The 20,229-nt window shown below is 54.6% G+C and carries 17 protein-coding genes; 6 read left to right on the top strand and 11 right to left on the bottom strand.

Annotated features, from left to right (window positions below; all coding sequences use genetic code 11):
* The first annotated feature begins 14 nt into the window (after window positions 1-14).
* On the top strand, window positions 15-2,438 hold the full coding sequence (gene plsB, locus E0L21_RS04035) for a glycerol-3-phosphate 1-O-acyltransferase PlsB (protein ID WP_131407005.1): 2,424 nt from the start codon (window positions 15-17) through the stop codon (window positions 2,436-2,438).
* Between the two features lie 40 nt (window positions 2,439-2,478).
* Here the strand turns inward: plsB and ubiA are convergent, their stop codons facing one another.
* From ubiA to malK, 5 genes are all read right to left on the bottom strand, one after another.
* Entirely contained in the window at window positions 2,479-3,354 is an 876-nt protein-coding gene (ubiA, locus tag E0L21_RS04030; RefSeq protein WP_131407003.1) for a 4-hydroxybenzoate octaprenyltransferase, read from the bottom strand.
* 13 nt (window positions 3,355-3,367) lie between these two features.
* On the bottom strand, window positions 3,368-3,865 hold the full coding sequence (ubiC, locus tag E0L21_RS04025; protein ID WP_131407001.1) for a chorismate lyase: 498 nt from the start codon (window positions 3,863-3,865) through the stop codon (window positions 3,368-3,370).
* 180 nt (window positions 3,866-4,045) lie between these two features.
* Window positions 4,046-4,999: a maltose operon protein MalM gene (gene malM / locus E0L21_RS04020; protein WP_131406999.1), complete on the bottom strand. Its 954-nt coding sequence runs from the start codon at window positions 4,997-4,999 to the stop codon at window positions 4,046-4,048.
* 108 nt (window positions 5,000-5,107) lie between these two features.
* A complete protein-coding gene (locus E0L21_RS04015; protein ID WP_131406997.1) occupies window positions 5,108-6,451 on the bottom strand; it encodes a maltoporin in 1,344 nt (447 codons plus the stop codon).
* Between the two features lie 175 nt (window positions 6,452-6,626).
* Window positions 6,627-7,736, bottom strand: a complete 1,110-nt coding sequence (gene malK, locus E0L21_RS04010; protein WP_017459430.1) for a maltose/maltodextrin ABC transporter ATP-binding protein MalK — start codon at window positions 7,734-7,736, stop codon at window positions 6,627-6,629.
* Window positions 7,737-8,106: 370 nt separating this feature from the next.
* Between malK and malE the strand changes: the two genes are divergently transcribed.
* The 3 genes from malE to malG all read left to right on the top strand — a co-directional run bounded on the left by malE (window position 8,107) and on the right by malG (window position 11,936).
* Window positions 8,107-9,297: a maltose/maltodextrin ABC transporter substrate-binding protein MalE gene (gene malE / locus E0L21_RS04000; RefSeq protein WP_131406995.1), complete on the top strand. Its 1,191-nt coding sequence runs from the start codon at window positions 8,107-8,109 to the stop codon at window positions 9,295-9,297.
* 189 nt (window positions 9,298-9,486) lie between these two features.
* Window positions 9,487-11,031 (top strand): maltose ABC transporter permease MalF, encoded by a 1,545-nt coding sequence (malF, locus tag E0L21_RS03995; protein WP_131406993.1) that lies wholly within the window; start codon window positions 9,487-9,489, stop codon window positions 11,029-11,031.
* Window positions 11,032-11,045: 14 nt separating this feature from the next.
* The gene (gene malG / locus E0L21_RS03990; RefSeq protein WP_131406991.1) at window positions 11,046-11,936 is read left to right on the top strand and encodes a maltose ABC transporter permease MalG; all 891 of its coding nucleotides are present in this window, start codon (window positions 11,046-11,048) and stop codon (window positions 11,934-11,936) included.
* A 211-nt stretch (window positions 11,937-12,147) separates the two neighbouring features.
* Here the strand turns inward: malG and psiE are convergent, their stop codons facing one another.
* On the bottom strand, window positions 12,148-12,558 hold the full coding sequence (gene psiE, locus E0L21_RS03985; RefSeq protein WP_017459426.1) for a phosphate-starvation-inducible protein PsiE: 411 nt from the start codon (window positions 12,556-12,558) through the stop codon (window positions 12,148-12,150).
* Window positions 12,559-12,696: 138 nt separating this feature from the next.
* Between psiE and E0L21_RS03980 the strand changes: the two genes are divergently transcribed.
* Complete coding sequence (locus E0L21_RS03980) at window positions 12,697-13,206, top strand: GNAT family N-acetyltransferase (protein WP_131406989.1); 510 nt, start codon at window positions 12,697-12,699, stop codon at window positions 13,204-13,206.
* Between the two features lie 9 nt (window positions 13,207-13,215).
* Window positions 13,216-13,677, top strand: a complete 462-nt coding sequence (locus E0L21_RS03975; protein WP_131407423.1) for an acyltransferase — start codon at window positions 13,216-13,218, stop codon at window positions 13,675-13,677.
* 161 nt (window positions 13,678-13,838) lie between these two features.
* Here the strand turns inward: E0L21_RS03975 and E0L21_RS03970 are convergent, their stop codons facing one another.
* The 5 genes from E0L21_RS03970 to pgi form a co-directional block, all read right to left on the bottom strand.
* Window positions 13,839-15,935 carry a YjbH domain-containing protein gene (locus E0L21_RS03970; protein WP_131406987.1) on the bottom strand — a complete coding sequence of 699 codons (2,097 nt, stop codon included), beginning with the start codon at window positions 15,933-15,935 and terminating at the stop codon, window positions 13,839-13,841.
* A gap of 2 nt (window positions 15,936-15,937) precedes the next feature.
* On the bottom strand, window positions 15,938-16,675 hold the full coding sequence (locus E0L21_RS03965) for a capsule biosynthesis GfcC family protein (RefSeq protein WP_131406985.1): 738 nt from the start codon (window positions 16,673-16,675) through the stop codon (window positions 15,938-15,940).
* Window positions 16,675-17,310, bottom strand: a complete 636-nt coding sequence (locus E0L21_RS03960; RefSeq protein WP_131406983.1) for a YjbF family lipoprotein — start codon at window positions 17,308-17,310, stop codon at window positions 16,675-16,677. The genes E0L21_RS03965 and E0L21_RS03960 overlap by 1 nt, the downstream gene beginning before the upstream one ends.
* A 64-nt stretch (window positions 17,311-17,374) precedes the next feature.
* On the bottom strand, window positions 17,375-17,617 hold the full coding sequence (gene yjbE / locus E0L21_RS03955; protein WP_007372406.1) for an exopolysaccharide production protein YjbE: 243 nt from the start codon (window positions 17,615-17,617) through the stop codon (window positions 17,375-17,377).
* Between the two features lie 440 nt (window positions 17,618-18,057).
* Window positions 18,058-19,707 carry a glucose-6-phosphate isomerase gene (pgi, locus tag E0L21_RS03950; protein ID WP_131406981.1) on the bottom strand — a complete coding sequence of 550 codons (1,650 nt, stop codon included), beginning with the start codon at window positions 19,705-19,707 and terminating at the stop codon, window positions 18,058-18,060.
* Window positions 19,708-20,229: the final 522 nt, after the last annotated feature.

Raw genomic sequence — 20,229 nt, 5'->3', positions numbered from 1 at the left:
GCTTTACATCCTTTATGTCCGGCTGGCCACGAATTTACTACAAATTACTGAATTTACCATTAAGCGTGCTGGTAAAAAGTAAATCGATCCCCGCAGAACCTGCACAGGAGCTGGGTCTCGATACGTCACGCCCCATCATGTACGTGCTGCCTTATAACTCAAAGGCAGATTTACTGACTCTACGCGCACAGTGTCTGGCACATGAGCTGCCCGATCCCATGGAACCGCTGGAAATCGACGGCACTTTGCTGCCGCGTTTCGTGTTTATCCACGGCGGCCCGCGCGTGTTCACGTATTACGCGCCAAAAGAAGAGTCGATCAAGCTGTTCCACGACTACCTGGATTTACACCGTAGCCATCCTGATTTGGATGTGCAAATGGTGCCGGTATCGGTGATGTTTGGTCGTTCACCGGGGCGTGAAAAAGGCGAAATTAACCCGCCGCTGCGTATGCTGAACGGCATCCAGAAATTCTTTGCTGTTTCCTGGCTTGGCCGCGACAGCTTTGTGCGTTTTTCACCGCCGGTTTCGCTGCGTCGTATGGCGACCGAGCACGGCACCGATAAAATTATCGCGCAGAAACTGGCGCGCGTGGCGCGTATGCACTTTGCCCGCCAGCGTCTGGCCGCAGTCGGTCCACGCCTGCCGGCCCGTCAGGATTTGTTTAACAAATTGCTCTCGTCCAAGGCGATTGCCCGCGCCGTTGAAGATGAAGCGCGCAGCAAAAAAATCTCCCATGATAAGGCGCAGCAAAACGCCATCGCGCTGATGGAAGAGATCGCCGCGAACTTCTCCTACGAGATGATCCGCCTGACTGACCGTATTCTGGGTTTTACCTGGAACCGTCTCTATCAGGGCATTAATGTGCATAACGCTGAGCGCGTACGCCAGCTTGCACATGACGGTCACGAAATTGTCTATGTGCCCTGCCATCGCAGCCATATGGATTACCTGCTGCTCTCCTATGTGCTCTATCACCAGGGGCTGGTGCCGCCGCATATCGCCGCCGGTATCAATCTGAATTTCTGGCCCGCAGGGCCGATTTTCCGCCGCCTGGGTGCGTTTTTTATTCGCCGGACATTTAAAGGCAACAAGCTTTATTCCACCGTGTTCCGCGAATACTTGGGCGAGTTGTTCAGCCGTGGTTATTCGGTGGAGTACTTCGTTGAGGGCGGACGTTCGCGCACCGGGCGTTTGCTGGATCCGAAAACCGGTACGCTGTCGATGACTATCCAGGCGATGCTGCGCGGCGGTACGCGCCCAATCACGCTGGTGCCGATTTACATCGGTTATGAACACGTGATGGAAGTAGGTACTTACGCCAAAGAGCTGCGTGGCGCGACGAAAGAGAAAGAGAGCTTGTTACAGATGGTGCGTGGCTTAAGCAAGCTGCGTAACCTCGGTCAAGGCTATGTGAACTTCGGCGAACCGATCCCGCTGATGAACTACCTAAATCATCATGTTCCGGAGTGGCGCGAAGCCATCGATCCCATTGAATCCATCCGTCCGGCGTGGTTAACACCCACGGTGAACACCATTGCCGCTGACCTGATGGTGCGTATCAACAACGCCGGTGCGGCTAACGCCATGAACCTGTGTTGTACCGCGCTGTTGGCTTCCCGCCAGCGTTCACTGACGCGCGAGCAGCTGACCGAGCAGTTAAGCTGTTATCTTGAGCTGATGCGCAACGTGCCTTATTCCCCGGATTCAACAACGCCTTCGGCCAGCGCCAGCGAGCTTATCGACCACGCGCTGCAGATGAACAAGTTCGAAGTCGAGAAAGACACCATCGGCGATATCATCATTCTGCCGCGTGAGCAGGCGGTGTTGATGACGTACTACCGCAACAATATTGCACATATGCTGATGCTGCCGTCGCTGCTGGCAGCGATTGTCACCCAGCACCGTGCTATTTCACGTAGCGAGATCCTGCGCCACGTCGAGTTACTCTACCCGATGCTGAAAGCCGAGTTGTTCCTGCGTTGGGAAAAAGCGGAGCTGGCGCCAGTGCTGGAGAACCTGACGCAAGAGCTGTTGCGCCAGGGCTTGTTGACGGTGAAAGACGATCGTCTGAGCATCAATCCGACGCACTCCCGCACCTTGCAACTGCTGGCGGCAGGCGCGCGCGAAACCTTACAGCGATACGCCATTACCTTCTGGCTGCTGAGCGCCAACCCGGCGATGAACCGCAGCACGCTGGAAAAAGAGAGCCGCACGCTGGCGCAACGCCTGTCGGTGCTGCATGGCATCAACGCGCCGGAGTTCTTCGATAAGGCGGTGTTCAGTACGTTGGTGCTGACGCTGCGCGATGAAGGCTATATCAGTGATACCGGTGATGCGGATCCGGCGCGCACCTTAAACGTGTACCAGATGCTGGCGGACTTGATAACGTCGGATGTACGTCTGACGATTGAGAGCGCGACGCAAGCAGAAGTGTGATGGTAACTTTTCCCCTCTCTTCACGGAGAGGGGAAAAAACTCAAGGCAAATGCAGGTAACTCAACGCCAGCCCTAAAAACAGCACCAGCCCCACATAGTTATTATTCATGAACGCTTTAAAACAGGCATCCCGGTCGCGACCCGCAATCAGCTTTTGCTGATAAACAAACAGCGCGCCAGCGATGAGCACCGTCCCGTAGTACGTCCAATCCAGGCCATTTAGCCAGCCAACAGACGCCATCAGCGCCAGCACGACCACCTGCAAAATTCCGATAATCAGCTTATCGAAGCGACCAAACAAAATCGCCGTCGATTTAATGCCAATCTTCACATCGTCGTCCCGGTCAACCATCGCGTACTGCGTGTCATACGCCACCGCCCACAAGATATTGGCGAGGAACATAATCCAGCAGCTCAGCGGTACAGTTTCACTCACGGCCGCGAAGGCCATTGGAATCGACCAGCCGAACGCCGCGCCGAGCACCACCTGTGGCAGGTGCGTATAGCGCTTCATAAACGGGTAAACCCACGCCAGCGCCAGCGCCGCGACGGAGAGCAAAATAGTCATCACATTCAGCGTCAGCACCAGCGCGAAGGCCAGCAGCACCAGCACCACAAACAGCACGCGCGCTTCATTTTCCGTTACCGCGCCGCTTGGCAAAGGGCGATTCGCCGTGCGTTTAACATGACCATCAAATTTACGATCCGCATAGTCATTGACCACGCAACCGGCGGCGCGCATCAGCCAGACGCCCGCGACAAAAACCAGCAAAATCCACAGCGGCGGCACGCCTGGGGTTGCCACCCACAGCGCCCACAACGTTGGCCACAGCAACAGTAAAGCACCAATTGGTTTGTCCGTACGCATAAGCCTGTGAAAGGCCAACAGCTTATTCTGCGTGAGACTCCACTCCATTTTCTTTTTCCTCTTAGTACAGCGGCGATGCAGGCAAAAACAGTTCGGTCAGCATCAGCGGTTTCCCGCTCAGACGCAGGCGGGAACGGCGTCCCCAAAGCTGCTCATGACGACCAATTTCAATAAAGTCACGCGTAAGCGTAGATGAGGTAAAGAGATATCGCCCAAGCGGCGTTTTACCCAGGGTTTGCAGCGCCAGTTCCGGGCCGCTCAGCGTAGATTCCGGCACCACAGTGCGTCCGGCGAGCCAGGGCTCCCCGTCGGCGCAGAGAATAATTTCCCGCAACCAGTAACGGTCCTCCTTCGGCAGACTGTCGCGTTCTTCGGCGATCTCATCCACCGTCACAAAGCCTTCCCGAATCAGCGTAACGCTGACCGTCTTGCCTTGCTGCTCAAAACGTTTGGTCATTGAATCTTCCAGCAACAGCCACTCGAGCAGTTGCGGTTCAAGCGCGGGAATTGCGTCTAAATAGCGCAGCGCTCGCAGTTGCGTAAGCGCAGGGTGTGACATGCCTGACTCTCCGGTACATAACGTAGCGTTATTGTATCGCAGAACCGGCGCACGGGGCGGGGAAACTTCTTTCAGTTTTCATCAGCGCAACAGATGCGCAACAGCGCGCATCTGCGCCGGAAAAAAAGGTGCGTCAGGCGACGCACCAGTTGCTGCAAATATCAGCATTGTGGGGAGAGATTACCCCTTGCCTTTTACACTGCTGATAAAAGTGGCACGGGCGGATTTCGACCCGAGGCGTTCTGCTTCATTCAATAATTTCAGCGCCTTATCAATATCGCCCTTGCTTGCGGCTTGTTTGATGGCCTGGTTAAAGTAGCTCTCTGTATCGTTCAGCATCGGCTCGCTCTTCGCTACCGGCGCTGGCGCAGGAGCCGAAACTGGCGCGGCAGCCGGAGCCGGTTGCGTGTTGTAAGCCGGTGCGGCGGTATTGCCTACGGTAACGGAAGCCGGGCCAGAAGAACCAAACAGCGGGCCGACTAATACACTGGAACCGCTGCTATTTTTCACCTTCAGGTTTACCACTCCGTCGGCAATATGGCGGGCAATCGGATCGGGGATATCAGGGATCGCATTGCCCACACCTTTAGCATAGGCCTTGGCCGGATCGAGCAGCGTGGTGGTTTTCTGCAAATCACTTTCGGTGGTAAACGCAAGGATATAAAGCTTCTGCTGGCCCAGCGCAGGTGTCAGGCGCATAACCCCTTCCAGTCGGTCAGCATTTAGAACTCCCGGTTCCTGGTAGGTAAAATAGCTACTGGGGAAATAGGCCGCAGGCGACATATTCTGGTCAAAGACCAGCACGTTTGGCGCAAATACGCCGGTATTTTTATTCACATCGCTGGAGAGTGTCAGCGTAAGCTCGCCAATATTGGCCGGAACGCTAAATGCCGCCACGGATCCGGTAATACCCGGAACGTTCAGATGTTGTCCGCCGCTCGCAAGTCGAACCGTCTGCGTTTTTGATGTATCGACAGGTGTCCAGGTGAGTTGCTGAAGCGCAGAATTCGGAATCGACGGTGCCGCCGCCGTGTTTTGTGGAACGACATTCACATCTGCCAGACTGACGCCCGGTACGCCCGCCAGCAGACCCGCGGAGAGACACAGGGCGATGAGACTTTTTTTCATTTTCATTGTTATCACCTTCAGGATGTAAAACAGCGGTGGCCAGGCAATAGCGCGCTGTTTATCAGGAGTAGAGGGGCTTGCGCCCCTCTTTTGGTCATTACATGAGGGAAAAACTTACCACCAGATTTCCATCTGGGCACCGAAGCTCCATTCATCGCTGTCGCCACGACCGAAGCTTGAGCCACCCGTACCGTTGCGGGTTGCCAGGCCATAGTTGGCATTCGTGCCCGGATTACCGCTGGTGTTGTAACCCCATTTTTCATCCCATTTCGCATAGGTTGCGAATACGCGGATTGCCGGACGAGACCAAATGCTGTCGCCAGCCTGCCACTGTTGTGCGAGGGTGATTTTGTACTGATTGTTAGTGTCGTTAGTACGCTGGGATTTGACGTTGTCGTAACCGACTTCCAGCAGGGTGCTCATGATTGGTGTCCATTTGTACATTGGGCGCACACCGACGGTCCACCATTTGGTACCGTTCTGGTTATCCCAATCAATGTTCTGATACATACCGACGTACATCAGATCCCAATTCTCACCCAGAGAAATTGCACCGTGGTCGAGGATACGCAGCAGGGTGCCGTTATTGTTGGCGCTATAAGGCAGTTTGCTGTTGTTATCGATGCCGATACCGGAGCCTTGCGACAGACCTTTGCCCTGTGATGTCAGCGCATCGGTTGCGTACTGCACGACAAACTTGTTATAGCCTTTCAGCATGCTCTGAACGTGTTCAGCGGTCAGCATCCAGCCATCTTTCGTTTCGGTATTATCGTATAAATGGTAACCGTCACGGGTATTGGCACGGCCATAGTCAACGCCGAACTCTAACGTACCGCCCGGGTTGACTGCCATCTGGGCCAGACGCACGTCAAACACATCGTTGGCAGTTTTTTCGGTGTAATCATAAATACTGTTGCTGGCGAAAGTAGAGGAGCCGCCAGCTTCCGTCGAACGGGTCGCGGCCAGAGAGAGTTTACCAAAGCCGAGATCGACGTTTTCCAGACCAGCACCCGGGCCGGAGATATCCCAGTAATAGAAGTCGATCATGTGTACGTCATGGCGCTGATAGAAGCGTTTACCTGCCCAGATCGTAGAGCCTGGCAGTGCATCAATCAGGTTTTTACCTTGTACGTTGGCTTCACGAAATGCTGGGTCAGTAGCTTCCCAGTCATTTTGCTGCGCGACTGAGTACGCAACGTTCGTGTCGAAGTAGAAGCTTTTATCGCCCTCTTTCCACACTTCTTGACCGAGTTTTAATTCTGCATAGGTTTCACATTCGTTACCGAGACGGTATTTGGAACCTGCACCGGTGGCCTGGAAGCATTGCTGCTCGCCGCCGCTGCCGGTCCAGCCAATCCCCGAACGGGCGTAACCTTTGAAGTCGACAGCACCCGCCTGTGCAGACAGTACGCCTGCCGCGATGGCGAGAGCCAGTGGAAGTTTGCGCAGAGTAATCATCGTTCTATCTCCTGAGCTTGCTTTTCTTTTTTTTACACATCCCCTTTCACGCTATCTCTTTATTGGCTGCCGTTATGTATCCCGACCAGGTACTTTTGTACGCTGGCGGAGAGTCATCACGTTGCCGCCTCGACATAATGCGAATGGCTTTGTGTAAACGTTTTGTGGGGTACGCTTAAACGCCGGGCTCTTTGTGTAACCGGCGGCAGGCGGTGCCATCTTCACGGAACAGATGGCAACGCTCCGGCGGTAAGCCGATAGCGAATGTGGCACCCTCTTCTACCAGCACCACGTCAGTCTGGCGGTAGACCAGGTTCTGACGTATTGCAGGGATCTGGATATGAATTTGTGTTTCGTGACCAAGCTGTTCGACGACCTGAACTTCGCCCTCCAGCGTGACATCGGCGATATCGCTGGGCAGCAGATGCTCCGGGCGAATGCCTAAAGACATATTCGCGCCGACTTGCACATTGGCGCTGTCCACCGGCAGCCAGACACGCTGGCGGTTAGGCAGCTCAACCTGCACCTGTTCAATGGCGGTGGCGGTCACTTTTACCGGCAGGAAGTTCATCTTCGGCGAGCCGATAAAACCGGCGACAAAACGGTCTGCCGGGTAGTGATACAGCTCCAGCGGTTTGCCCACTTGCGCCACGCGCCCGGCATCGAGCACCACGATTTTGTCGGCCAGCGTCATCGCTTCTACCTGATCGTGGGTGACGTAAATCATCGTGCGACCAAGACGTTTGTGCAGACGGGAGATCTCAATACGCATCTGCACACGCAGGGCGGCATCAAGGTTGGAGAGAGGTTCATCAAGCAAAAAGACGCGGGGTTCAGCCACCAGGGTACGACCAATCGCCACGCGCTGACGCTGACCGCCGGAGAGCGCTTTCGGTTTGCGATCCAGCAAATGCGCCAGTTGCAGCACTTCCGCCACCTGCGTGACGCGCGATTTGATCATCTCTTTTTTCGCGCCCGCTAACTTCAGGCCGAAAGACATATTTTCCGCAACCGACAAATGCGGATAGAGCGCGTAGGACTGAAACACCATGCCAACGCCGCGTTCGGCGGGAGGAACCTCATTCATGCGGGTATCGCCAATCAGCAAATCCCCGCTGGTGATGGTTTCCAGCCCGGCAATCATGCGCAGCAGCGTCGATTTACCACAGCCTGACGGGCCGACAAACACCACGAATTCTCCTTCGTGGATGTCGAGACTGATGTCTTTCGACACCACCACATCGCCCCAGGCTTTCGTTACATTACGCAGCTGTACGCTCGCCATGCCCTTCTCCCTTCGTTACAACCTGTCACCAACAGAAACATTCAACGTGGGCTGACTATGGAGCATCGATTCAGCGGGCGAATCCTCCACCCCCCTGGTTTTTTGTGGGGGAGGAGGCGGGAGGATGAGAACAGTGGCTCTGCCCCCTGGATGAGCGGGCGGCGGGCATTTTCGTGATGCGCTCTGCAAAAATCGGCGCTTTTTTATGTGCGCTAACACACATAATGCAAATCTCTGTAACCGAGATCACACAAATCACCCCAGGGGCGTAGGGTCAAGGAGGATGAGAAGCGCTTGTCAAAAAAGGAGACTAATCCCGTCGAACGACCTTGAGCGTATCCACGAGCACATCACCTAAAGGACGGGATATATGAAAATCAAAACAGGCGCACGCATCCTCGCTTTGTCCGCAGTGGCAACGATGATGTTTTCCGCCTCTGCCCTCGCCAAAATCGAAGAAGGTAAGCTGGTCATTTGGATCAACGGCGACAAAGGCTATAACGGCCTTGCCGAAGTGGGTAAGAAATTTGAGAAAGACACCGGCATTAAAGTCACCGTAGAACACCCAGATAAACTGGAAGAGAAATTCCCGCAGGTTGCTGCAACCGGCGACGGCCCGGACATTATTTTCTGGGCACACGACCGCTTTGGCGGTTATGCGCAATCCGGTCTGCTGGCGGAAGTCACCCCGGATAAAGCCTTCCAGGACAAGCTGTTCCCCTTCACCTGGGACGCGGTGCGTTACAACGGCAAGCTGATTGCCTACCCGATTGCCGTCGAATCCTTATCGCTGATTTACAACAAAGATCTCGTGCCGAACCCGCCAAAAACCTGGGAAGAGATCCCGGCGCTGGATAAACAGCTGAAAGCGAAAGGTAAGAGCGCGTTGATGTTCAACCTGCAAGAACCGTACTTCACCTGGCCATTGATTGCGGCAGACGGTGGTTACGCCTTTAAGTTTGAAAACGGCAAATACGACGTGAAAGACGTCGGTGTCGACAACGCAGGCGCGAAAGCGGGCCTTGGCTTCCTCGTCAAGCTGATTAAAGACAAACACATGAATGCCGACACCGATTACTCAATTGCGGAAGCGGCGTTCAACAAAGGTGAAACCGCGCTGACCATCAATGGTCCGTGGGCGTGGGCCAACATTGATAAAAGCAAAATCAACTATGGCGTCGCGCTGCTGCCAACCTTTAAAGGCAAGCCTTCTAAGCCGTTCGTTGGCGTGCTGAGCGCAGGCATCAACGCCGCCAGCCCGAACAAAGAGCTGGCGAAAGAGTTCCTCGAAAACTACCTGCTGACCGATCAAGGTCTGGCAGACGTTAACAAGGACAAACCGCTGGGCGCCGTTGCGCTGAAATCCTATCAGGATCAGTTAGCGAAAGACCCGCGCATTGCCGCCACGATGGATAACGCGAAAACCGGTGAAATCATGCCGAACATCCCGCAAATGGCCGCCTTCTGGTACGCCACGCGCACCGCAGTTATCAACGCCGTTAGCGATCGCCAGACTGTCGACGCCGCCCTGAAAGACGCCCAGGGCCGCATTACCAAGTAAAAATGTGAATGCCTTATCCCCGTTCGGGGATAAGGCGAATTGGACATGCTGTATACGCGGCATCATTCGCGCGCTATCGCAGCGGCAACGTTGTGTATTCAGGGCAGCTTACAAAAGTAAGCAACCGTGCGCACAAACCCAGCCAGCAAAGCGGCAACGCGAAGGGTGTCGAGTAGAGAGGAAATCCCCATGGATGTAAGAAGAAAACGCCACTGGTGGCAAAGCCCGCAGCTTGCATGGGCGGCCATCACCGTTGTTGGACTGTTGGTGGCTTACCTTGTCGTTATGATGTATGCCCAGGGGGAATACCTTTTCGCCATTACCACGCTCGTCCTTAGCTCGGCGGGCCTCTATATTTTCGCCAACCGTAAAGCCTATGCCTGGCGCTATGTTTACCCCGGCGTGGCGGGCATGGGGCTGTTTGTCCTGTTCCCACTGATTTGCACCATCGCCATCGCGTTCACTAACTACAGCAGCACTAACCAGCTCACTCAGGAGCGCGCCCAGCAGGTACTGCTCGATCGTTCCTACCAGGCAGGTAAAGCCTATAACTTTGGGCTTTATCCGGCGGGTGATGGATGGCGACTGGCGCTGACCGATGGCGACAGCGGTAAAAATTACGTTTCCGATGTGTTCAAACCCGGCGGCGAGCAGCAACTGAGCTTAAAAGAGGCTGACGCCCTGCCCGCTGGCGAGCGCGCCAACCTGCGCATTATCACGCAAAACCGTCAGGCGCTGAACCAACTGACCGCCCTCCTGCCGGATGAGAGCAAAGTGGCGATGAGTTCGCTGCGCCAGTTCTCCGGTACGCGCCCGCTGTATCAGCTTGAACAGGACGGCACACTGCTCAACAACCAGAGCGGCGTGAAATACCGGGCGAACAACGACATTGGCTACTTCCAGGCAATCAACGCCGATGGCAGTTGGGGCAGCGAAAAGCTCAGCCCCGGTTATACCGTGACCATTGGCTGGGATAACTTCACCCGCGTCTTTACCGATGAAGGCATTCAAAAACCGTTTATTGAGATCTTTATCTGGACGGTGGTGTTCTCGGTACTGACCGTGGTACTGACCGTGGCTGTAGGTATGGTGCTGGCCTGCGTGGTGCAGTGGGAGTCGCTGAAAGGCAAAGCGATTTATCGCGTGTTGTTAATTCTGCCGTATGCCGTACCGTCGTTTATCTCGATTTTGATCTTCAAAGGGCTGTTCAACCAGAGCTTCGGTGAGATCAATATGATGCTGAGCGCGCTGTTTGGCATTAAACCGGCGTGGTTTAGCGATCCCGCAACTGCTCGCTCGATGATCGTGATCGTCAACACCTGGCTCGGTTATCCGTACATGATGATCTTGTGCATGGGGCTGTTGAAAGCGATCCCTGACGATCTGTATGAAGCATCGGCCATGGACGGTGCAGGGCCGCTGCAGAACTTTTTCCGTATCACTTTCCCGCTGCTGATCAAGCCGCTGACGCCGCTGATGATTGCCAGCTTCGCGTTCAACTTTAACAACTTCGTGTTGATCCAACTGCTGACCAACGGCGGCCCGGATCGCATCGGCACCACCACGCCGGCCGGTTACACCGACTTGCTGGTGAGCTACACCTATCGCATCGCCTTTGAAGGCGGCGGTGGTCAGGACTTTGGGCTCGCTGCCGCTATCGCCACGCTGATTTTCCTGCTGGTGGGTGCGTTGGCAATCGTCAACCTGAAAGCCACACGCATGAAATTCGATTAAGGAGGACGAAAATTATGGCTATGGTGCAGGCGAAATCGCAAAAGCTAAGGCTGTTTACCACCCATTTGTTATTGCTGGTGTTTATTGCCGCCATTATGTTCCCGCTGCTGATGGTGGTCGCCATTTCGCTGCGTGAAGGTAACTTCGCCACCGGCAGCTTGATTCCGGAAAATATTTCGTGGGAGCACTGGCGTCTTGCGCTGGGCTTTAGCGTCGAACACGCCGATGGTCGCGTCACGCCGCCGCCGTTCCCGGTGCTGTTGTGGCTGTGGAACTCGGTGAAAATCGCCGTGATCACCGCCGTCGGCATTGTGGCGCTCTCCACTACTTCTGCGTACGCCTTTGCCCGCATGCGCTTTCGCGGCAAAGCGACATTGCTGAAAGGGATGCTGATTTTCCAGATGTTCCCGGCGGTGCTGTCGCTGGTGGCACTGTACGCGTTGTTTGACCGGCTCGGCCAGTACGTGCCGTTTATCGGCCTGAATACCCACGGCGGGGTGATCTTCGCTTATATGGGCGGGATCGCACTGCATGTCTGGACGATCAAGGGTTATTTCGAAACGATCGATGGTTCGCTGGAAGAAGCCGCTTCGCTGGATGGCGCAACACCGTGGCAGGCGTTCCGTTTAGTGTTGCTGCCGCTGTCGGTGCCAATTCTGGCGGTGGTGTTTATTCTGTCGTTTATCGCCGCCATTACCGAAGTGCCGGTTGCCTCGCTGCTGCTGCGCGATGTCAACAGCTACACGCTGGCGGTCGGGATGCAGCAATATCTCAACCCGCAAAACTACCTGTGGGGCGATTTTGCCGCTGCGGCGGTACTGTCCGCGATCCCCATTACGGTTGTCTTCCTGCTTGCGCAGCGTTGGCTGGTTAACGGCCTGACCGCAGGCGGTGTGAAAGGTTAATTTTCATTGTTGTTATTACGCCCTAAATATTTCGGATGAGAGCACGGCGGCAACTGCATGAATCCCCGGGAGCTGACTGAAGTCAATGACCGGGGTGAGTAAAGGAAGCCAACGCAGCGATCACCTGAAAGATGACCGGCGTTGCCACTGCACCCTCAACTTGTATCACCCAACTTGTGAAGTCGTTGGCGATCCTCGGATCGCCCTTTTTTTATTCGCGCCTCAGCCGTTGCGAGTTACACAACCACAGCGTGATCACCAGCAACAGGATCGCCGCCGAGTAGATCAACACATCCATCGGCGACTGGTGATCGACGATGATCAACCGCACAATCGCGGTAATGCCGATGTAAATAAAATAGCGCAGCGGGAAGTGAAACCCAGACTGAAAGTACTTCACAATCAGGGCGATAAATTCGAAATAGAGAAAGTAAACCACCAGTCCTTCCACCAGCTCATATTTGCTGGTTTGCACCGGCGCGAACAGCACATCAGCCAGGTGCAGCGTTTCTTTGCCCAGAAAGACAATCAGGATCAGACCAAGGCTCAACAGACCAAGGTTCAGCACGGTCTGCAATATGGTCGAAATAAACTCAACGCGTGGACGAGTTAGCGATGTCATAACGGCACCTCATTCTTTGTGAACAACACTTGGTATATCGCAAAAATGTGATCTGGATCTACATTATTTACTTATATTTTGTGACACCGCGTGATGACATGTTGCCCGGACATGTCCACGCAGGAGACGAAAAAGATCATGCTTACAATACGTAAGGCAGAAATTACGGACGCCGCGTTATTGAGTGAAATGGGCTACGCCAGTTATCGCCATCATTTTGCCCATCTGTGGCGTGAACCGGCCGAACTGGAGGTGTTTCTCCGCCAGCAGTATGCTTCATCGGCCATACAGCAAAGCCTGCAGGGCGAAGCAGACGGCTGGTTTATCGCGCAGGATGTCGCGCCTGTCGGTTTCGCCAAAGTCACCTGGCACAGCGCGGTCGACGAGCATGGCCCGTCGGGTACGCTGCTGCATAAACTCTATCTGCTACCGGGCGAAACGCGTAAAGGCTACGGCGAGCAACTGCTGGCAGAAATAGAACGCCTCGTGCAACAGCGTGGTGAGACGTTTATCTGGCTGGAAGTACTGGACGCCAACCCAAACGCGAAGCGCTTTTATCTTCGCCAGGGATTCACGCATCTCAAAGACACAACATTCAGTACCGCGTCGCAGCAAAGTACGCTGCATATTCTGGGCAAACCGCTTTAAGGAGGGATGATGACAAGCGCTTCTTTGCGCCAGGCCGCCGTACGCAATGTGGTCTGCGGCGAAAACGTGGTGATTTATGAACCCGCCAATTTGTACGACTGCACGCTGGCGGATGATGTGTTTGTCGGCCCGTTTGTGGAAATTCAGGGGCATACGCAGGTCGGTAAAGGTTCGAAAATCCAGTCGCACAGCTTTATTTGCGAATATGTCACCATCGGCGAACGCTGCTTTATCGGCCACGGCGTCATGTTTGCCAACGATATGTTTCACGGCGGCAAACCGGACCCCGACAGTCATAACTGGGGGCGCATCGTGATTGGCAATGACGTGTCGATTGGTAGCGGCGCTACGATTCTGGCAGTGACCATTGCAGATGGCTGTGTGATAGGCGCGGGGAGCGTGGTGACCAAATCGATCAGCGAGAAAGGGGTGTATGCGGGAAATCCGGCGCGGCTGCTGCGCCGGTTGTGAATGCACTTTTCTCTTCCCGGACAGGGGATAAGTGTGGTTGATGATGGAGAAAGGCAGACCTTGCGGCAGTTCTCTCCCCCAAACGGGGAGAGAAATATGGCTGATGGTGAAAACAGGCAGACCTTGCGGCAGCTCTCTCCCCGAACGGGGAGAGAAAAGGCTTACTGGAAGTTGACCGTCTTATCGTTGGTCATGTTGTAAAGCTCGAACTTACGTCCCAGCATCTGACCACCATCACGCGTCAACGGCGTCCAGCCAATACCTGCGCGGCTGCGCGTCGGGCCGGTGCTGAACAGATCCAGCGGAACCGAAATGTAGACCCCTTTGGTGAAGTCCCCTTCCCCGTACTGCGCTGCCGAAACGTTAGTTTTGGTGGCATACGCGCCGACCACAATCCCGCTGTCGAAATGCTTAGACACGTCCACCGTGACACCTTTATCGCCCGCCAGATATTGACCAACACTGGCTTTCACCAGCACGTTGTCGGCGAACCACGGCGTCCAGTAAGCGGTGAAATGACCCGTTTTCACGCTGTAATCGGTGAATTTCATCATGTCCTGTGCACTGCGCCAGTCACGCTGTTTGACATAGTTGCCGTCAAGACCAAACGCCCAGTGGCTATCAACCGGCCGCCACAACAGCTCGGCACCGGCACCGCCGTACATCGTTTCCAGGTACCCGGCATATACCTGGCCATAGAAGTTATTGCCCAGGTACTGGAAGTAGTTCGCCTGCATGTTGTTGACGTAAATGTCGTTTTGCACATATTCACGCACGCGGGTACGCACACGCGGCAAGGCGGAGTCTTTCGGCGGGTTGGTGTAGTTAAATTTGTCGTAATTGTTAGCCAGGTTGCCAAACAGGCTACCGGTGGTCAGCAAGTGATCCGTTAGCCACCAGTCGGCAGTTGCCATCACGCCAATCTGGTACATATAGAAACCTTCCGGCCCGCCGAGCGACTGGTTAAGCACCGGATCGATGTGGAAATCGAACGACGACTTATCGATATACCAGCCCTGCTCCGGTTTGTCCGGCACGATGGGCGTTTCACGTTTCTGCACCAGTTCTGTGTCCTGCCCCAGCGGTTCACCTTCGAGGTGACGCTTCAGGCTGGCAACATCCGTCTCGGTGGTGACCACCGGCATATTGAGACGGTTTTCCGTCACGCGGATAGTGCGAATGCCATCCGGTAAGTCATTCATCACAATACGGTTCGCGCGCTCAACCCCTTCCTGGGTATTGCGGTATTTCACCTGCTCGCCGGTGACATACAGTGTGTCACCTTTCACCTGAATTTGCGGATCGGTAAGCCCGGCGTTGTATTTCAGTAAGGTCAACTGATTCGCCACCACCGAATGCTGCAGGATCGCATCTTGCGGCTGTGGCTGATATTTTGGTCGCGCGTTGTCGTTATACGACGGGCGCAAGTCGTTGAAGTTGTTACGCAGAGTAAAACCGAACATCCAGGTATTCCCGCGCTCATAGCTCAGGTTGATGTCCGCCCAGTCGGTGACGCGGTAAATCGCGCCGACGTTGACCTTGCTGCGCTGCGGCAGTTTACCGGCGAAGTCCTGCTGGTAGTTGTTCCCTTCGTACTCAAGTTTCAGGCGCAGCGGGTTCCACGGCGTTTGGTACTCCACCCCGCCAAACAACGCGGTCGGCCCACGGAACATCTGGCTGGTATCTGTAGAGCCTGCGGCTTTGTAGCGTGTGTCGCGCGTACAGTATTTCACGTCGTAGGAGCAGAGCGGGTTTTTGATGTTGCCACTGGTACCAAGGTAGCCCCAACCGATACCCAGTGAGAAATCGAACGGCCCCCAGGCTTTGTTCGCCACCAGATATTCGCCGTCAAACAGCCCGGTACCGCCGATATCGCGCGCACCCACGGAAACTTCCGGCAGCCAGTAACCTTCTTGCCACAGGCGCAGTTTCAAATCGAAGGCTTTATCTTTGTAGGACTGATTGCCAGAGAAGGCTTCTACCGAACTGTATTTCCGCGTCCGCACATCGGTGTAGCGCAGCGTCGTTTCCAGCCATGGGAAAAGCTGCACCGAACCGGAGTAGTAGCGGTACTGATTGTTATCGCGGTAGTTGAAACTCAGTTCGCCTTCGCGCGACATTCGCGCGGTGGGCGTTTGCAGCAGGCCGACGCCGCCGAAGTCCGACTGCGATGGGCCGATCGGTTCCGGGTACGATTCTGCGTGACAGGCGGCGCTAATCCCCAGCGCCAACAGGCTAATGACAAACGATTTTTTCATTATTATTCCGGTATCCGATGCGTCAGGGACTGAAGAATGTCGGCATTCAGCTCGTCATACTCGTTGCTCCACAAACCCGGTGCGAAACCAACAAAAATCACGCTGCCGGGCATCGGCTCGACGTGGCGTCGGTTCCAGTAGCCCACCGGTACCTTTTGCGTTGTGCCGTTGGGGTAAATCACCCAGGCATAGCTGCGTTCCGCGCCGCTCAACAGGCTCATCTCATCCAGGTAGCTCACCACATCGCGTCCTGGCGTGAACACTTTTTTGCCCGGGCTGCTGATAAGCCCAACTACGGTGATGGTGGTCGGCTGTGAGCCAACCCATAAGGTGTATTGCCCTTCTAAAGGCCGGTTGGCGAGGCGGTGTGTACGCAGGTAATCCGGGTCCAGCTCAACGATTTGTCGGCCTGTGATCTTCATCGCCTGCAACTGTTGACGCAGCGCGTTGATCGCCGCAGCGCTGTTGCCGCTCTCATCAGCAGCAAGCGCGCCAAGCCGCGCCAGAAGCGCCTGATGGCGTGCCTGCTCGGCAACCGTCGCCTGACGTTCGCTGACCACAGCACCAGGCCACCAGCTGTTCGCCAGACGGGGCTGCCCGACCAAATCCACCAGATGTCCGGCGTTGGTTAAGGTTTTCGGTTTGTTATCGCCCTCGGTGTAGACATCGACAGTGCCAACGGCGAAAGCCAGCGGTGAAGCTAGGCTCGCTAACAGCAAAAGAAGAGCGCGTTTTTTCATTATTTCGCCGCCTTAATGAGGGTGGTTTTCACCGGGAACCAGTCCGCGCCAAGATACTGTTCCGATTGCCGGATAACCCCTTGTTCATCCACCCAATAGCGGTTGCGCCAGCGTTTCTGATCGGTGGTGACCTCTTCATCGAGAATGCGTACTGCGGTTTCGTCACTCGCCAATTTCACCGTGTCGGTGCCGTTCCAGTGGAAGACGGAATGGGCGGTGGCGTAGCGCACCTGCTTGTGTTCTGTCCAGCCCATTAAGCGTGTCCAGGTGGCGCCATCTACAATCTGGTTCGGTTTCGCCAGCGGATCTGCCACCAGGTTATTAACATCCAGCAGGTTGTCACCCGGGAGGTGCGTTTTCACGATGCGGTAGTTTTGCGTCACGATGGTGGCCTGATCCTGCGTCACCCATTTCTGCTGCCCGTTTTCGGCGAAAGCGAGCACCACAAACAGTTGTGGGCCGTTGTTGAGCTGCATGTACTGGCTGGCATACGGCATATTGAGCATCTCTTCGTCCGTTAGCTGAACGCCCGGCACGCCGAATACGCTTTCCCAGAGTGAATTCCCGAGGCCTTTGATGTGGCCTGAACATGCCTGAAGGAGCAGGCAAATCAAAATGATACCAGGTCGCTTCACGACTCTTCTCCGAAAGGGGCGGAATAACCACACCGAAGTGTGGTTATAGTTAATGTACCCGCTATTACTGGGTACTTGTGGTCGTGGTGGTCGTGGTTCCCGTGTTGGAGCCATCACCGCCACCGGTTGCCGCCAGCGCGACACCCACCGCGGACCCTACGGTGCTAACACTCGTTGCTGCGGAGCTACCCGCAGAAACAGAGGTCGCTGCCGACCCTGCCGCTTCACCGATTTGCACCGGTGCCGCAAAAGCAGAAGTCGCCGCAAGCGCGGATATGGCAAAAATGCCATACAGGACTTTTTTCATATCAATTTCCCTTCATTGAATGAATGGAGATTTGCCAGAAAGAATTCAGGCGATATCGAGTATACACAACTAAAGCAGAGGGTTTACGCATCGGGAAATAGCGGGGAACGTTTTCGGAAAATTGGTATCAGGCATTTAAAAAAAGAAGTTCAAACTAAAAAATGTGATATGTTTCAAAGAATTAAATAATGATAAAATATTGACACAATAAGGCTAGTCCTAAAATTTATAGCAACCGCTTATCCGTCTGGAGTGTTTTTCAGATAAACCTGATGATAGATATAGAAACAGCGAACCAGGAATAATCCCCATAATTTAGCTTTAAAATATCGATATCGGAATTGCTTATATATATCCGGCGAAATCCACTCGCAATATAACCATGCAGGAATAAATATAATCGGTAAAAAAAAGCGCCGCCGAAGCGACGCTTATGGGACTTAACCGCGCCAGGATTTATAGCGGTTGATCAGCCCATTGGTTGAGCTGTCGTGGCTGGAGATGGATTTGTCATCGCCCAGTTCCGGCAGAATGCGGTTCGCCAGCTGTTTACCCAGCTCTACGCCCCACTGGTCAAAAGTGAAGATGTTAAGGATTGCGCCCTGGGTGAAGATTTTGTGCTCGTACAGCGCAATCAGCGCGCCCAGGCTAAACGGGGTGATTTCGCGCAGTAAAATAGAGTTAGTCGGGCGGTTACCTTCAAACACTTTGAACGGCACAACGTGGTTAAGCGTTGCCGGGTCTTTACCCTGATCGCGATATTCCTGCTCGACCACGTCGCGGGATTTACCGAACGCCAACGCTTCGGTCTGGGCAAAGAAGTTCGACAGCAGTTTCTGGTGGTGATCGGAAAGCGCGTTATGGGTGATAGCCGGCGCGATGAAATCACACGGAACCATTTTGGTGCCCTGGTGAATCAGCTGATAGAACGCATGCTGACCATTCGTGCCCGGCTCACCCCAAATGATTGGACCCGTCTGGTAATCCACCGCGTTGCCGTTACGGTCAACGTATTTACCGTTGGATTCCATGTTGCCTTGCTGGAAGTAAGCGGCGAAACGGTGCATGTACTGGTCGTACGGCAGAATCGCTTCGGTTTCAGCGCCAAAGAAGTTGTTGTACCAGATGCCGATCAACGCCAGCAGCACCGGCAGGTTTTTATCAAGCTCAGTGGTGGAGAAGTGCTTGTCCATCGCGTGCGCGCCGGAGAGCAACTCAACGAAGTTGTCGTAACCCACGGAGAGGATGATAGACAGGCCAATCGCCGACCACAGAGAGTAGCGGCCACCGACCCAATCCCAGAATTCAAACATGTTAGCGGTGTCGATGCCGAACTCGCCAACCGCTTTCGCGTTGGTAGAGAGCGCCGCGAAGTGTTTCGCCACGTGTTTGTTGTCACCAGCGGTTTTCAGGAACCAGTCGCGCGCGCTGTGGGCGTTGGTCATGGTTTCCTGGGTGGTGAAGGTTTTGGACGCCACGAGGAACAACGTGGTTTCCGGGTTCACTTTTTTCAGCACTTCGGCGATGTGCGTACCATCGACGTTAGAGACGAAATGCATGTTCAGGTGGTTTTTATACGGGCGCAGCGCTTCGGTCACCATGAACGGGCCGAGGTCGGAACCGCCGATACCGATGTTCACCACGTCGGTGATCGGTTTGCCGGTGTACCCTTTCCAGCTACCTGAAATGATCGCTTCAGAGAAGGCTTTCATCTTCTCCAGCACCGCGTTGACTTCCGGCATCACATCTTTGCCATCCACCACAATCGGGGTATTGCTACGGTTACGCAGCGCAACATGCAGCACGGCGCGATCTTCGGTGCGGTTGATTTTCTCACCGGAGAACATGGATTTGATCGCACCCGCCAGATCGGTCTCTTTGGCCAGCGCCAGCAGCTTGTCCAGCGTCTCTTGCGTGATGCGGTTTTTGGAGAAATCCACCAGCATCAGGTCGTCAAACGTTGCGGAGAATTTGCTAAAGCGGTCGCCCTCTTTCGCGAACAGATCCGCGATGGTGACGTCCTTCATGTCAGCGTAGTGTTTTTGTAATGCCTGCCAGGCAGATGTCTGCGTTGGATTGATGTTTTTCATAGCAATACTCTTCTGATTTGAGAATTGAGACTGCCGTCGATTGTAGCGCCTGCCGTGGAAAATTGTGATGGTTTTTCTGCCGTCTCGCCGTACACGCGGGCGGATAACGACCAAAATTCGCCGAATTAGAGCACAACATAAGTCATTTTACTGACAGCGAAAGCAGCATGAAAAATCCGCATAATCCCGGCGTTGACAGCATGCCTGCTAACCCTTTATTTATAAACGCACTACCCGCGCATGCGCGGGTTTGTATTACCAAAGCATTTCGCGTTGCAGCAAGGCGGCAACTGAGCGCATCTCCGGGAGCTTACACCAGTAAGTGACCGGGGTAAGTGAAGGCAGCCAACGCCGCTGCGGCGTGAAAGCGAAGGTAATCCTTACCAAAGCATTTTGCGTTGCAGCAAGGCAGCAACTGAGCGCATCCCCGGGAGCTTACACCAGTAAGTGACCGGGGTAAGTGAAGGCAGCCAACGCCGCTGCGGCGTGAAAGCGAAGGTAATCCTTACCAAAGCATTTCGC

Source organism: Kosakonia quasisacchari, assembly GCF_004331415.1.
GTDB lineage: Bacteria > Pseudomonadota > Gammaproteobacteria > Enterobacterales > Enterobacteriaceae > Kosakonia > Kosakonia quasisacchari.
Note: the sequence above shows the minus strand (reverse complement) of the source record. Positions and strands in the feature narration are given on the sequence as shown.

Bases quoted from the DNA above. Each gene is read 5' to 3' on its own strand.
- plsB (WP_131407005.1), top strand. From the start codon at position 15: ATGTCCGGCTGGCCACGAATTTACTACAAATTACTGAATTTACCATTA.
- yjbE (WP_007372406.1), bottom strand. From the start codon at position 17,617: ATGAAAAAAGTCCTGTATGGCATTTTTGCCATATCCGCGCTTGCGGCG.
- E0L21_RS03965 (WP_131406985.1), bottom strand. From the start codon at position 16,675: ATGAAAAAACGCGCTCTTCTTTTGCTGTTAGCGAGCCTAGCTTCACCG.
- ubiA (WP_131407003.1), bottom strand. From the start codon at position 3,354: ATGGAGTGGAGTCTCACGCAGAATAAGCTGTTGGCCTTTCACAGGCTT.
- E0L21_RS03970 (WP_131406987.1), bottom strand. From the start codon at position 15,935: ATGAAAAAATCGTTTGTCATTAGCCTGTTGGCGCTGGGGATTAGCGCC.
- malK (WP_017459430.1), bottom strand. From the start codon at position 7,736: ATGGCGAGCGTACAGCTGCGTAATGTAACGAAAGCCTGGGGCGATGTG.
- malE (WP_131406995.1), top strand. From the start codon at position 8,107: ATGAAAATCAAAACAGGCGCACGCATCCTCGCTTTGTCCGCAGTGGCA.
- pgi (WP_131406981.1), bottom strand. From the start codon at position 19,707: ATGAAAAACATCAATCCAACGCAGACATCTGCCTGGCAGGCATTACAA.
- E0L21_RS03980 (WP_131406989.1), top strand. From the start codon at position 12,697: ATGCTTACAATACGTAAGGCAGAAATTACGGACGCCGCGTTATTGAGT.
- ubiC (WP_131407001.1), bottom strand. From the start codon at position 3,865: ATGTCACACCCTGCGCTTACGCAACTGCGAGCGCTGCGCTATTTAGAC.
- psiE (WP_017459426.1), bottom strand. From the start codon at position 12,558: ATGACATCGCTAACTCGTCCACGCGTTGAGTTTATTTCGACCATATTG.
- malG (WP_131406991.1), top strand. From the start codon at position 11,046: ATGGCTATGGTGCAGGCGAAATCGCAAAAGCTAAGGCTGTTTACCACC.
- E0L21_RS03975 (WP_131407423.1), top strand. From the start codon at position 13,216: ATGACAAGCGCTTCTTTGCGCCAGGCCGCCGTACGCAATGTGGTCTGC.
- malF (WP_131406993.1), top strand. From the start codon at position 9,487: ATGGATGTAAGAAGAAAACGCCACTGGTGGCAAAGCCCGCAGCTTGCA.
- malM (WP_131406999.1), bottom strand. From the start codon at position 4,999: ATGAAAATGAAAAAAAGTCTCATCGCCCTGTGTCTCTCCGCGGGTCTG.
- E0L21_RS04015 (WP_131406997.1), bottom strand. From the start codon at position 6,451: ATGATTACTCTGCGCAAACTTCCACTGGCTCTCGCCATCGCGGCAGGC.